Origin of the sequence: Pseudarthrobacter sp. lyk4-40-TYG-27 (genome assembly GCF_030209295.1) — a bacterium.
Classification (GTDB): Bacteria; Actinomycetota; Actinomycetes; order Actinomycetales; family Micrococcaceae; genus Arthrobacter.
Window position 1 is genome coordinate 148,588 of the sequence record NZ_JARVSH010000010.1, and the last position, 12,258, is coordinate 160,845.

Consider the following 12,258-nt stretch of genomic DNA (forward strand, 5'->3'; position numbering starts at 1 on the left):
CGAGAGAAGAGGAACACATGCGCCAGATCCGCGCATTGCGAATTGCCGCCGTTGCCGCCGGCATCGCCCTGATGGCCACCGGTTGCGGTGCCACCAGCAAGAGCTCCACCGGTTCGGAAAGCTCCGGCGCCGCCGCCGGACCCATCACCGGCCTGCAGATCATGGTCCCCAACACCCCCGGCGGCGGTTACGACACCACCGCCCGCGCCGCCGCGAAGGTCCTCGACGACGAGAAGATCTCCACCAACACCGAAGTCTTCAACCTCGCCGGGGCCGGCGGCACAGTGGGCCTGGCCCGCGTGGTCAACGAGAAGGGCAACGGCGATCTTGCCATGCTCATGGGCCTGGGTGTGGTGGGCGCCAGCTACACCAACAAGTCAGAGTCCAAGCTGACCGACACCACCCCGCTGGCCCGGCTGATCGAAGAGCCCGGCGCCATCATGGTCAGCAAGGACTCCCCGTACAAGACCATCGATGACCTGGTGAAGGCCTGGAAAGCCGATCCCGGCTCCATCGCCGTGGGCGGCGGCTCCTCGCCCGGCGGCCCCGACCACCTGCTGCCCATGCAGCTGGCAGGGGCCGTGGGCATCGACGCCACCAAGGTCAACTACGTTGCCTACGACGGCGGCGGCGACCTCCTGCCCGCAATCCTCGGCAACAAGCTCGGCTTCGCCGCCTCCGGTGCCGGCGAGTACCTCAAGCAGATCGAATCCGGCGAGGTCCGGGTCCTGGCCACCAGCGGCGAGAAGCGCCTGGACGGCGTGGACTCACCCACGCTCAAGGAATCCAACATCGACCTGGTGTTCACCAACTGGCGCGGCGTGGTGGCCCCTCCGGGAATCAGCGACAAGGACAAGGCATCGCTGATCGCAGCCCTCGAAAAGATGCACGGCACGGCCGGTTGGAAGGAAGCGCTCAAGACCCACAGCTGGACCGATGCCTTCATCACCGGTGACCAGTTCAAGACCTTCCTCACCGAGCAGGACAAGCGGGTGGCGGACGTCCTCACCAAGCTTGGGTTGGCGTGACCTCCCTGACCACAGGCCTCAAAGGCCGCTCCGAGCTGGGAGTTGCACTCCTGCTCGGGGCGGCCGGCGTCCTGGTCTTCCTGGATGCCAACGGCCTGGTCACCCCATATTCGAAGTCCGACCCGGTAGGCCCCAAAACCGTTCCGTTCATCGTGGCCGGAATGCTGGTGGTCTGCGCCGTGCTGCTGGCCGTCAACGTCCTGCGCGGCGGCAAGGGCGAGGCTGAGGGCGGCGAGGATGTCGACCTCACGCACCCCGCCGACTGGAAGACCGTCCTGCCGCTGGCCGGCGCCTTCATCCTGAACATCCTGCTGATCGACTGGGCCGGCTGGGTGATCTCCGGAACGGTCCTGTTCTGGGGCAGCGTGCTGGCCCTCGGCAGCCGCCGCTACGTCCGGGACGGCCTGATCTCCGTGGCCCTGTCCCTGTTGACCTTCTACGGCTTCTACCTCGGCCTGGGCATCGCGCTGCCGGCCGGCCTCCTGGAAGGAATCCTCTAAATGGACGTCTGGTCCTCCCTGATGGACGGCTTCGCCACCGCCCTGACCCCCATGAATTTCCTGTACGCCGTCATCGGCGTCGTCCTGGGCACCGCCGTCGGTGTCCTCCCCGGCCTGGGCCCGGCCATGACCGTTGCCCTGCTGCTTCCCGTCACATACGCCCTGGAACCCACCAGCGCCTTCATCATGTTCGCCGGCATCTACTACGGCGGCATGTACGGCGGTTCCACCACCTCGATCCTCCTCAACACCCCCGGCGAATCGTCCTCCGTGGTCACCGCCATCGAGGGCAACAAGATGGCCAAGGCGGGCAGGGCGGCGCAGGCGCTTGCGACGGCGGCCATCGGCTCGTTCGTCGCCGGCACCATCGGCACGGCGCTGCTGGCCGTCTGCGCGCCGATCGTGGTGAAGTTCGCCGTGAGCCTTGGTGCACCCAGCTACTTCGCCATCATGGTCTTGGCGCTGTTGGCGGTCACGGCCGTACTCGGTTCGTCCCGCCTGCGCGGTTTTGCTTCCCTGGGCCTCGGCCTGGCCATTGGCCTGGTGGGCATGGACTCCGTGACCGGCCAGCGGCGACTCACCTTCGGCCAGCCGCTCCTGGCCGACGGCCTGGACATCGTGGTGGTGGCCGTGGCCATCTTCGCCGTGGGAGAGGCCCTCTGGGTGGCCGCGCACCTGCGCCGCACCCCCCTGCATGCCATTCCCGTGGGCCAGCCCTGGATGGGCAAGTCCGACTGGAAGCGCTCATGGAAGCCCTGGCTGCGCGGGACTGCCTTTGGCTTCCCGTTCGGCGCACTGCCGGCAGGCGGCGCCGAGATCCCGACCTTCCTCTCCTACGTCACCGAAAAGCGCCTCAGTAAACACCCCGAAGAGTTCGGCAAGGGTGCTATCGAGGGCGTTGCCGGCCCGGAAGCAGCCAACAACGCGGCGGCCGCCGGCACCCTGACCCCCATGCTGGCCCTGGGCCTGCCCACCAACGCCACCGCTGCCGTCATGCTCGCCGCCTTCACGTCCTATGGCATCCAGCCGGGCCCGCAGCTCTTCGAAAGCCAAGGGCCCCTTGTGTGGGCGCTGATCGCCAGCCTCTTCATTGGCAACCTGCTGCTCCTGCTGATCAACCTGCCGCTGGCACCGATGTGGGCGAAACTCCTGCAGCTGCCCCGCCCCTACCTGTATGCCGGCATTCTGTTCTTCGCCACGCTGGGCGCCTACTCGGTGAACCTGCAGGCGTTCGACCTGGTGATCCTGCTGGTCCTGGGCGCACTCGGCTTCATGATGCGGCGCTTCGGGCTTCCCGTCCTGCCGCTGATCCTTGGCGTGATCCTGGGCCCTCGCATTGAAGGGCAGCTCCGCAAGACCCTGCAGCTGAGTGCGGGCGACCCCGCGGGTCTCCTCAGCGAGCCGATCGCGGTCGGCATCTACGTGATTATCGGCATCATCCTGCTCTGGCCGTTTGCCTACAAGCTGTTCCGCCGGAACCGTCCGGCGCACAAGCCCCTGGTTCCAGCCAATTCGGGCGCAGCGGACTACAGTGACTGAACAGCTCCCCCACCCACGCCCAGCAGAACAGGAAACAACATGACCGTCGTTGTGGGATACGTCCCGACCCCGGAGGGCGAAGCTGCCCTGACGCAGGCCATCACCGAGGCCCGAAAGGCCAACAGCACCTTGGTGCTGATCAACTCCTCCAAGGGTGAAGCGGCAGTGGACAGCCGGTTTGCGCAAGAAGGCGACATCCAGGACATCGAGCAGCGGCTGGCCGGCCAGGGCATCGAGTACCTGATCAAACGGCCCGTCCGCGGCCATGATGCCGCAGCCGAGGTGCTGGACGCCGCGGAGGAGCACAACGCCGACCTGATCGTGATCGGCCTGCGCCGCCGCACGCCGGTGGGCAAGCTGATCATGGGCAGCACGTCCCAGCGCATCCTGCTGGAGGCGGACTGCCCTGTGCTGGCCGTAAAAGCGGGCCGGTAAACCTAGGCCGTTGCGGCCGCCGAGGCCCGGAACAACTCCTGGCGCTGGCGGCCCAGGCCTGCCACTTCCACCTCCACCACGTCGCCCGGCTGGAGGTAGGGGAAACGGCCGCTGAGGGCAACACCCTGCGGCGTCCCGGTGAGGATCACGTCGCCTGGTTCCAGCCGCATGTACTGGCTGCAATGATGGACCAGGGTGGCTGCGTCAAAGATGAGCTCTGAGGTCGAGGAGTCCTGGCGTGGTTCACCATTGACCCAACTGCGCAGCGGGAGGTTGCCGCCGTCGATATCCTCGGCCGGAACCAGCCACGGGCCAAGGGGCGTTGACCCGGGAAGCGACTTGCCTTTGGTCCACTGGCCCGCGGCTCCCGGCAACTGGTATTCCCGTTCGGAGAGGTCGTTGGCCGTGACGTAGCCGGCGATACACGCGGCTGCTTCTTCCGGGGAGCCCAGGTAGCAGGCCTCCCTGCCGATCACGATGCCCAGCTCCACCTCCCAGTCGTACTTTGCGGAATGCGGAGGGATCGGGGCCGGGTCGAAGGGGCCGGCGACCGTATTGCTTGGCTTGAGGAAGACCACCGGAACCGTGGGCGGTTCGGCTCCCGACTCGGCCGCGTGGGCGGCATAGTTCATCCCGATGCCCACCACTGAGCCGGACCTGGCCACTGGCGGTCCGACCCGCAGCGCTTCCGCACCCTCAAGGACCGGCAGGTCACCTGCGGCCAAGGCTTTCCGGACCTTGTCCAGGCCGCCGGCAGCGAGGAACCCGCCGTCGACGTCATCCGTCAGGGGCAGCAGGCTGAAGTACCGGCCGGTGCCGTCCGCTGAGGGAACGAGCACTGCGGGCTGTTCGCTGCCGCTGTTGCCCAGGCGCATGATCTTCATACCGAATCTCCTCAAGGTGTGGGGGCGGGACTGCTGGATGGGGCCCTGGCGGTGCCCGCTTCCATGGTCGTTGATTCCGTCCGGCGCCGCGGAACGAACGCTTTGTGACTGCCTCTCCAGTGGTTCAGGAGGGCAGTCATCTGACATATATGGATACTGATCGTTAGAATAGCGGAGCCACCCGGCACGAAACACAGAAAGTTCAGTACATGATCACAAGCACTTTGGAGCGCGTCCCCGCCGCTGCCAAAACCGCCGAAGGCCCGGAACTCCGGTCCATCAGCCTCGAGTTCTCCAGCGCCAGCGAGGTCCACTCCGGGCTGGAAGAGGCGGTAGCCGAGTTGATTGAGGTGGCAGCGAAGGACGCCGCCTGCGGCATCCTGGTGACCAGGCTGCATCCGGGACGCTACACGGTGGCCCTGGACGAATCCGTCCCCTTTGGCGAGACCTACGAATCCGTCGCGGCCTGATTTCCCGGCTGCGCGGCCCCCGGGCCACCGGACGAACGCTTGGAGCCAAAGAAAGAATCCCCGCAGTGCCGTAAGGCGCTGCGGGGATTCTTTTGTCTAGCGGGTGCGGCCTTCAGGCGAGGCGGACCTGGACGCCGTCGGACTTAAGGAAGAGCTGCTTTTCCGACAGGTCTGACGGTCCGGCCGGCACCAGCCAGAGGACGTTGCCGCTCTGCGACACCTCTTCCACTTCCCCGGCTGCCACCACATGCGCATGCTTGATGATTTCGACGCGGTCCCCGGCCTTGAGGGCCTTCCAGTTGGATACCGCGGCGGAATGGGCGTTGCGCCTGGACAGGACTGCCCCACGTGCTTTCATGTGAACTTCTACCCCTTTGTATTGTTCTGCTGCCACAGCGTCGTTGATGTGACTTTCGCTACACCATCAGTTCTACTACACTCCGGACCCCGCTACTGGCAGTGTCGCCGGATATTCCGCACTTCGGACCGGAGTGCAGCAGGTACTGAAGATCCTTCGGTTTTCAGGCCAGGAAGCCGACGGCGGATTCGGCCGCCCGTCGCACTTCCCCGGAGGCAACCAGCCGGTCCGCCGCCTCCAGTTCCGGAGACAGGAAACGGTCCGTCCCCGGGCCCTCCACCACGGCGCGAAGGGCGGCCACGACGGCGGTGCCCGCCGGGCCCGGCGTGAGCTCCCCACCGGAAAGCTGCGTGCGGATATCCAAGGCCCGCGCAGACGTCACCAGCTCGATGGCCAGGACCCGCCGGAGGTTCTCCACTGCCTTGCGCAGCTTCCGCGCCGCGTGCCAGCCCATGGAGACGTGGTCCTCCTGCATGGCGGAGCTTGGAATGGAATCCACCGACGCCGGCACAGCCAGCCGCTTGTTGTCCGACACCAGGCCTGCCTGGGTGTACTGGGCAATCATCAGCCCCGAGTCCACGCCGGGATCGGAGGCCAGGAACGCGGGAAGGCCGTGCGAACGGGCGGGATCAAGCATCCGGTCGGTCCGGCGTTCGGCGATGGAGCTGAGGTCCGCGACGGCAATGGCAAGGTAGTCCAGGACATAAGCCACCGGGGCGCCGTGGAAATTGCCGTTTGAGCTCACGCGGCCGTCGGGCAGGACCACCGGGTTGTCGATAGCCGCGGCCAGTTCGCGGGTTGCCACGAGTTCCGCATGATCGACGGTGTCACGGACGGCACCGGCAACCTGCGGGGCGCAGCGCAGCGAGTAGGCATCCTGCACACGGGAGTCACCCTCCTTGTGGGACGCGACAATCGGCGAGTCCGAGAGCACGCGCAGCATGTTGTCGGCACTGGCAGCCTGGCCGGGATGCGGGCGCAGCGCGGCGTGCAGTTCGGGAACGAACACCTGGTCGGTGCCCAGCAGCGCCTCAACGCTGAGCGCGGCGGTAATGTCCGCCGTCGCCAGCAGCTGGCGGAGGTCGGCAATGGCCATCAGGAGCATGCCCAGCATGCCCTCGGTGCCGTTGACCAGCGCCAGCCCTTCCTTCTCGGCCAGGGTGACCGGCTCGATGCCGTGGTCTGCAAGCAGCTCGGCGACAGTCCGCTCTCCCCGCCCGCCGTATGTGACGCCGTCGGGCCCTTCCGCTTCGCCTTCACCCATCAGCACCAGGGCGCAGTGGGACAGCGGAGCGAGGTCGCCGGAGCAGCCGAGCGAGCCGAACTCGCGGACCACCGGGGTGATCCCGGCGTTCAGCACGTCCACCATGGTTTGCAGCACCACGGGGCGGACGCCGGTTCGGCCGGAGGCGAGGGTCTTGGCGCGCAGGAACATGATGCCGCGGACCACTTCGCGTTCCACGGCCGGGCCCATGCCGGCGGCGTGGCTGCGGATCAGGGACTTCTGCAGTTGGGTGCGCAGGTCATTGGGGATGTGGCGGTTGGCCAGGGCACCGAAGCCTGTGGAGATCCCGTAAGCCGGGATGTCGCTGGACGCGAGGCTGTCGATGTGGGCGCGGACCTGGGCCACGGCCTCCAGGGCATCCGGAGCGATGGCCACTTTGGCGTCATGGCGGGCGACGGCGAGCACGTCCTGGGCAGTGACGCCGTTGGAGCCGAGGGTGACGGTCAGCGGTGAGTGGGTCGTTAGGGTCATCGGATAGTCCTAGTTCGTTGCTGCTGCGGAGTCGGCGGACTCTTGCATGGGGATTCGGACGCCGCGTTCCTTGGCGACGTCAAGGGCTCGTTCGTAGCCGGCGTCGGCGTGGCGGATCACGCCCATGCCGGGATCGTTGGTGAGGAGGCGCTCAAGCTTTTCGGCTGCGAGGTCGGTGCCGTCGGCAACGGACACCTGCCCGGCGTGGATGGAGCGGCCGATGCCCACTCCGCCGCCGTGGTGCAGTGACACCCAGGTGGCTCCGGAGGCAGTGTTGAGCAGGGCGTTCAACAGCGGCCAGTCCGCGATCGCGTCCGAGCCGTCAGCCATGGCCTCGGTCTCGCGGTACGGGGAGGCAACGGAGCCGGAATCCAGGTGGTCGCGGCCGATCACGATGGGCGCCTTGACCTTGCCCTCCTTGACCAGCTGGTTGAACAGCAGGCCGGCCTTGGCGCGTTCGCCGTAGCCGAGCCAGCAGATGCGGGCGGGGAGGCCCTCGAATTCCACCCGCTCCTGGGCGGCGTCGATCCAGCGGTGCAGGTGCTTGTTCTCGGGGAAGAGTTCCTTGATGGCCTCGTCCGTAACGCGGATGTCCTCAGGGTCGCCCGAGAGGGCCACCCAGCGGAACGGGCCCAGGCCCTCGCAGAACAGGGGCCGGATATAGGCCGGAACGAAGCCGGGGAACTCGAAGGCCCGCGCGTAGCCGCCCTTGCGGGCCTCATCACGGATGGAGTTGCCGTAGTCAAAGACCTCGGCGCCGGCGTCCTGGAATTCGACCATGGCCTGGACGTGGCGGGCCATGGAGGCCTGGGCCTTCTTGGTGAAGCCTTCCGGGTCCGCGGCTGCCTCGCGGTGCCATTCCTCGACCGTGATTCCTTCGGGCAGGTAGCTCAGGGGATCGTGCGCGGAGGTCTGGTCGGTGACGATATCGACGGTGAGCTCGCCAGCCTTGTGGCGGCGCAGGATCTCGGGGAAAACCTCGGCGGCGTTGCCAACATAGCCCACGGACCAGCCGCGGCGTTCCTCCTTGGCCTTGAGGACCTTGGCGATGGCGATATCGAGGTCGGTTTCGACCTCGTCGAGGTAGCGCTTGCCGGCCCGCCGGCGCAGGCGGGTTTCGTCGACGTCGACAATCAGGCAGGCGCCGTCGTTCAGGGTGACGGCGAGCGGCTGGGCGCCACCCATGCCGCCGCAGCCGCCGGTGAGGGTCAGCGTGCCGGCGAGAGTTCCGTTTTCGTCCCCGGTGAGCTTGCGGGCAATCGCGGCGAACGTTTCGAAGGTGCCCTGCAGGATGCCTTGGGTGCCGATGTAGATCCAGGACCCGGCGGTCATCTGGCCGTACATCATCAGGCCCTCGGCCTCGAGCCGGCGGAACTCGGGCCAGTTGGCCCAGTCGCCGACGAGGTTGGAGTTGGCCAGCAGCACTCGCGGGGCCCATTCGTGGGTGCGGAAGACGCCGACCGGCTTGCCGGACTGGACCAGGAGGGTCTCATCCTTTTCCATGGTTTCCAGCGTGCGGGTGATGGCGTCGAACGCGGCCCAGGAGCGGACGGCGCGGCCGGTGCCGCCGTAGACCACCAGGTCGTCCGGGCGCTCGGCGACCTCGGGGTCCAGGTTGTTCATGAGCATGCGCAGCGGCGCTTCGGTCTGCCATGACTTTGCGGTGAGCTCGGTGCCGCGGGCTGCTTTGACCGGGCGGGCACCGGTGGTGAAATCGGCGGGTGCCATGGTGGGCTCCTTCGGGTGGTGTCTGTTGGAGGAAAGAAGTTCTGTATCAACTAAAGCCCTTGGCGGACGGGCTTCACAGGGGTTTTGATGGGGTACTGTCCGGTATTCCAGACATGCGCGGCATCCAGTTGCAAGGGTTTGCGGAGCGGAACAAACAGGGGCGCTCCGGGGCCCCGGGAACGCCTGGGGATTGCCGGGCGGCGGCTGCCTGGCCGGCCTGCCGGGCGGCAGCAGGCTGGACTACTTGCCGGGCCGGCCGTGGAGCCGGACCGACAGTTCGTCAGCCACCTTCCGGACGCGGGCGGCCAGGACCGGCCACTCCTGCGCAGGCAGCTTGTCCTCGAGGAAGGTCACTGCCACGGCCGCAGTTGGCCATCCCAAGTGGTCTGTCACGGCAGCGGCAATGGAGCCGAAACCCGGCGTAACCTCTCCGTGTTCGGTGGCGTACCCCCGCTGGCGGACCTGGTCCAGGTGCGAGGACAACGCGGAGTATTTCATGATGGCCCCCACCACCTCATGCCGGGCGGTGAAGGCGGCGGCGTTCGGGTAGAGCGCGCGTACTTGCGATTTGGGCAGCGCGGCAAGGATGGCGCGCCCGCTGGCGGTGAGGTGGCTGGGAAGGCGGACGCCGACGTCGGTCACCAGCGACGGACGGTTCTTGGCCCGTTCCTCCACGATGTACAGGACATCGCGGCCGTGCAGCACTGCCAGGTGGGCGCTCTCACCGATGGCATCCACGAGGCTCGCGAGGAGGGGGCGGCCCAGCCGCGACAAAGGTTCCTGCCGTGAATAGGCGGAACTGAGTTCGAAGGCGCTGATGCCCAGCCCGTAGCGTTGCTCCTCATGCAAATGGAGGACGAAGCCGTTCGCCTCCATGACGCCCAGCAAGTGGTAAACACTCGACCGGGGAAGGTTCAGGCTGGAGGCGATCTGGGAGGCCGCCATTGGCCCGCGCCGGGAGGCCAGCAACTTGAGGATGCGGAGGGTATTTTCCGCAGCAGGGACTTTTGAGGATGCTTTGACCGCAGCGCGGGGCGCGTGGGCTTCGGCTCGTGTTTCGGCGCCCGGTCTTTCGGCGCCCCGTGATGCGGCGCTTAGTGCAGTGCTCATGGGCTCAAATGGTCTTTCTGGCTAGCTCTGTCCGGTATCCCGTACTTCAGTGTGACGGCTGCCCTTTCCGCTTACGGCACCGCCGCAATTCAATGTGTCCGGTATACCAGACGCTGGCCTGCCCAGCGCAGCTTACGGTGCCGAATCATCCACGTTTCGGTAGAGTCCGGACCATGGACGGGAAAGAAACCCTGCACACGTACCTCCGGATCCGGCGGGACAACCTGTTGGGCAAGCTGGACGGACTGGGCGATTACGACATGCGCCGGCCCCTCACGCCAACGGGCACCAACCTGTTGGGACTGGTCAAACACGTTGCCAGCGTGGAGTTGGACTACTTCGGCGTGGTCTTCGGCCGGCCCAGTGGGCGCCACCTGCCGTGGCTCGAGGACGGCGGCCGCCCGGACGCAGACATGTGGGTAACGGCTGGCGAGTCATTCGAAGACATCGTCGAACTCCACCGCTTCGCAGGAACGCACAGCGACGCGACCATCGAGGCTCTGCCGCTCGACGCTCCAGGCTCCGTGCCGTGGTGGCCGGAGGAGCGCCGCCAGGTTACCCTGCAGCAGATTCTCGTCCATATGGTTGCTGAACGTGCCCACCATCTGGGCCACGCGGACATACTCCGTGAACTGATTGACGCGACCGTGGGCCAGCGTCCAGGGGACCCGAACCTGACGTCCAGGACACCCGAAGAGTGGGCGGCGCACCGCGCCGAAATCGAAGGTGCAGCGCGGGACGCAGCCGGTACCTGGCGGAATTGATGCCAGCGTGAAGAGCACAGGGTATTGAAGAGGAAGCGCCCGAAAAGTGCAGGGTCTGACCGCAACGGGTCCCGAATCTGCGGTCACGGAGGAGCACACTGATCTCGGAGGAGGCAAGGCACGGGGCCGGTTCCAGCCTGGTCAGGGTGGAGCCTCGAGGTAGCGGGACAACGCGTTTTCCCAGGGAGATCCGTGGTGGCGCACTATATCGATGGTTCCCGCCCGCGCCAACGACGTTCCCTGTGAGGGCGGACAATGGGTTGGCCAGTGGGGTGGTTCCCAGTCCTGGTGCTCGCTGCTGTAGCGACGACCGGAGGGTGAAATCCAGCCGGGTGGTTTGTTTTTGCCGGCAGTCGTGGGTTTCCAGGCCGTGGTATGCCGGAGCCTGTGGTGTTTGGGGCAGGGCTGACCGAGGTTGCTGATCCCGGTGGCACCGCCCTTGGCCCAGCTGAGGAGATGGTCGGCGTCGTTGTCGAGGGAATGGTTGCTGCACCCGGGAAACGGGCATTTTCCGTCCCGCATCCGCAGCCAAGCCCGCATGGCCTTGGTCAGCCGATAGCTGGTCCGCCCGATTTCCAGCGGTGCACCGTCCCTCGGATCCACCAGCACCCGGTAGAACGACCCCGCCCCCTCGGCCACCAGGGCCCGTGCCATCGACGGCGGAATGGGACCGTACCCGTCCAGGACCGCCGGTTCATCGGTGAAGCCCATCAGCGAGAACACCGGGACAGTGACCAGCACCTGAGCGCGGATCCCGGAGAAAGGGCGCTCAGCGGCCTGGCATCCCCCGCTGCCTGCGGGGAAGGTAGCCAGCAGCGACGAGGCGTAGTTGTCAGCCCGCAACTGGGATAGCGTGCGACCTTCCTCAGTACCCTGCATGCTGCGAGCCTCGGAGGTGAGCCGGTCCCAGACTGCCGAGGCTTGGCCGGCGGGCAGGTATGCGGACAGCCAGGCCATGCCGTCCCGGTCCGGCCTGTACTCCACCCGCCGTTCTGCCACTCCCTTGGAGTGACGGGCTTCGATACTCCCGGCATGGTGACGCTCCCGCCACGTGCGGGCCTTCACCCTGAACCGGTGCGCCGGCATCTCCCCGGGGGGACAGCCCCGCGCCGGATCGGGGGCATCCGGGTCCAGGAAATGCGCCTCCAACGCCGCAGCCCCGTTCACATCCAGGCTCGCCGTCTCATCCGCCATCACCACCGCGTGGCCCCAGGACAGGGTCCCTGCCTGCAGCCCCGCAAGGGTCCGCGGCAACGAGGTAACAACGGCGTGCGAGGTAGCCAGGAATGTCGATGCCGCCCTCGGTCCAACCGCCAGGACGCAGCCAACTTCCGCCGCGACCGCCATCTCATGGGCCTGCACCGGCACGTCGGGCCCCGCAACAGCAGAAGCACTTTCCGCATAAGCGACCGCGGCCTTCGCTTTCAGCCCTGCGATCATGGCCTCCACGGCCCTGACGCCCGCCAGGATGTCGAGGCACCCATCAACAAGGGTGGCCAACGGGTCAGCACACTCCTTCGTGGCGGCAACCGATCCGCGTCCAGCTCTGTCCACCTCGGTGTCCAGCGCGGCAAGGGCAGCCTTGATCTCCTCGAATGCCCTCACCGCCGCCGCTTTCCCCATGACCCAACTATGGCAAGGGGGTACGACATTCAAACCCGGCCAGGTTTCGACTGATCACCTCCC

At 66.8% G+C, this 12,258-nt stretch carries 12 protein-coding genes; 6 read left to right on the forward strand and 6 right to left on the reverse strand.

The window, feature by feature from the left end; translation table 11 throughout:
* Nucleotides 1-17: 17 nt before the first annotated feature.
* From QRM96_RS17860 to QRM96_RS17875, 4 genes are read left to right on the forward strand one after another with little or no spacing between them, the layout of a single operon-like run.
* Nucleotides 18-1,028, forward strand: a complete 1,011-nt coding sequence (locus tag QRM96_RS17860; RefSeq protein ID WP_018763072.1) for a Bug family tripartite tricarboxylate transporter substrate binding protein — start codon at nucleotides 18-20, stop codon at nucleotides 1,026-1,028.
* A complete protein-coding gene (locus QRM96_RS17865; RefSeq protein ID WP_018763071.1) occupies nucleotides 1,025-1,528 on the forward strand; it encodes a tripartite tricarboxylate transporter TctB family protein in 504 nt (167 codons plus the stop codon). Before QRM96_RS17860 ends, QRM96_RS17865 begins: the two co-directional genes overlap by 4 nt.
* Nucleotides 1,529-3,067 (forward strand): tripartite tricarboxylate transporter permease, encoded by a 1,539-nt coding sequence (locus QRM96_RS17870; RefSeq protein WP_109045826.1) that lies wholly within the window; start codon nucleotides 1,529-1,531, stop codon nucleotides 3,065-3,067. It begins immediately after the preceding gene.
* A gap of 39 nt (nucleotides 3,068-3,106) precedes the next feature.
* Complete coding sequence (locus QRM96_RS17875) at nucleotides 3,107-3,502, forward strand: universal stress protein (RefSeq protein WP_018763069.1); 396 nt, start codon at nucleotides 3,107-3,109, stop codon at nucleotides 3,500-3,502.
* Nucleotides 3,503-3,504: 2 nt separating this feature from the next.
* On the opposite strand, the gene QRM96_RS17880 is transcribed toward QRM96_RS17875, so the two are convergent.
* Nucleotides 3,505-4,386 carry a fumarylacetoacetate hydrolase family protein gene (locus tag QRM96_RS17880; protein WP_285320467.1) on the reverse strand — a complete coding sequence of 294 codons (882 nt, stop codon included), beginning with the start codon at nucleotides 4,384-4,386 and terminating at the stop codon, nucleotides 3,505-3,507.
* A gap of 209 nt (nucleotides 4,387-4,595) precedes the next feature.
* Between QRM96_RS17880 and QRM96_RS17885 the strand changes: the two genes are divergently transcribed.
* Entirely contained in the window at nucleotides 4,596-4,856 is a 261-nt protein-coding gene (locus QRM96_RS17885; protein ID WP_018763067.1) for a hypothetical protein, read from the forward strand.
* 112 nt (nucleotides 4,857-4,968) lie between these two features.
* Here QRM96_RS17885 and QRM96_RS17890 read toward each other — a convergent pair whose 3' ends face one another.
* From QRM96_RS17890 to QRM96_RS17905, 4 genes are all read right to left on the reverse strand, one after another.
* Nucleotides 4,969-5,214, reverse strand: coding sequence for a hypothetical protein (locus QRM96_RS17890; RefSeq protein WP_018763066.1), 246 nt, complete (start codon nucleotides 5,212-5,214; stop codon nucleotides 4,969-4,971).
* A gap of 163 nt (nucleotides 5,215-5,377) precedes the next feature.
* Nucleotides 5,378-6,970 carry a histidine ammonia-lyase gene (gene hutH, locus QRM96_RS17895; RefSeq protein WP_109045824.1) on the reverse strand — a complete coding sequence of 531 codons (1,593 nt, stop codon included), beginning with the start codon at nucleotides 6,968-6,970 and terminating at the stop codon, nucleotides 5,378-5,380.
* Between the two features lie 9 nt (nucleotides 6,971-6,979).
* Nucleotides 6,980-8,698 (reverse strand): urocanate hydratase, encoded by a 1,719-nt coding sequence (gene hutU, locus QRM96_RS17900; protein WP_133831160.1) that lies wholly within the window; start codon nucleotides 8,696-8,698, stop codon nucleotides 6,980-6,982.
* Between the two features lie 240 nt (nucleotides 8,699-8,938).
* Nucleotides 8,939-9,808 carry an IclR family transcriptional regulator gene (locus QRM96_RS17905; protein ID WP_285320468.1) on the reverse strand — a complete coding sequence of 290 codons (870 nt, stop codon included), beginning with the start codon at nucleotides 9,806-9,808 and terminating at the stop codon, nucleotides 8,939-8,941.
* 173 nt (nucleotides 9,809-9,981) lie between these two features.
* On the opposite strand from QRM96_RS17905, the gene QRM96_RS17910 reads away from it, so the two are divergent.
* Nucleotides 9,982-10,572 (forward strand): DinB family protein, encoded by a 591-nt coding sequence (locus QRM96_RS17910; protein WP_018763062.1) that lies wholly within the window; start codon nucleotides 9,982-9,984, stop codon nucleotides 10,570-10,572.
* A gap of 141 nt (nucleotides 10,573-10,713) precedes the next feature.
* Here the strand turns inward: QRM96_RS17910 and QRM96_RS17915 are convergent, their stop codons facing one another.
* On the reverse strand, nucleotides 10,714-12,195 hold the full coding sequence (locus QRM96_RS17915) for an HNH endonuclease signature motif containing protein (protein WP_285320469.1): 1,482 nt from the start codon (nucleotides 12,193-12,195) through the stop codon (nucleotides 10,714-10,716).
* Nucleotides 12,196-12,258: the final 63 nt, after the last annotated feature.

What these genes read in the sequence shown, in the direction of transcription:
- QRM96_RS17860 (WP_018763072.1), top strand. Translation starts at nt 18, where the DNA reads ATGCGCCAGATCCGCGCATTGCGAATTGCCGCCGTTGCCGCCGGCATC.
- QRM96_RS17870 (WP_109045826.1), top strand. Translation starts at nt 1,529, where the DNA reads ATGGACGTCTGGTCCTCCCTGATGGACGGCTTCGCCACCGCCCTGACC.
- QRM96_RS17875 (WP_018763069.1), top strand. Translation starts at nt 3,107, where the DNA reads ATGACCGTCGTTGTGGGATACGTCCCGACCCCGGAGGGCGAAGCTGCC.
- QRM96_RS17880 (WP_285320467.1), bottom strand. Translation starts at nt 4,386, where the DNA reads ATGAAGATCATGCGCCTGGGCAACAGCGGCAGCGAACAGCCCGCAGTG.
- QRM96_RS17885 (WP_018763067.1), top strand. Translation starts at nt 4,596, where the DNA reads ATGATCACAAGCACTTTGGAGCGCGTCCCCGCCGCTGCCAAAACCGCC.
- QRM96_RS17890 (WP_018763066.1), bottom strand. Translation starts at nt 5,214, where the DNA reads ATGAAAGCACGTGGGGCAGTCCTGTCCAGGCGCAACGCCCATTCCGCC.
- hutH (WP_109045824.1), bottom strand. Translation starts at nt 6,970, where the DNA reads ATGACCCTAACGACCCACTCACCGCTGACCGTCACCCTCGGCTCCAAC.
- hutU (WP_133831160.1), bottom strand. Translation starts at nt 8,698, where the DNA reads ATGGCACCCGCCGATTTCACCACCGGTGCCCGCCCGGTCAAAGCAGCC.
- QRM96_RS17905 (WP_285320468.1), bottom strand. Translation starts at nt 9,808, where the DNA reads ATGAGCACTGCACTAAGCGCCGCATCACGGGGCGCCGAAAGACCGGGC.
- QRM96_RS17910 (WP_018763062.1), top strand. Translation starts at nt 9,982, where the DNA reads ATGGACGGGAAAGAAACCCTGCACACGTACCTCCGGATCCGGCGGGAC.
- QRM96_RS17915 (WP_285320469.1), bottom strand. Translation starts at nt 12,195, where the DNA reads ATGGGGAAAGCGGCGGCGGTGAGGGCATTCGAGGAGATCAAGGCTGCC.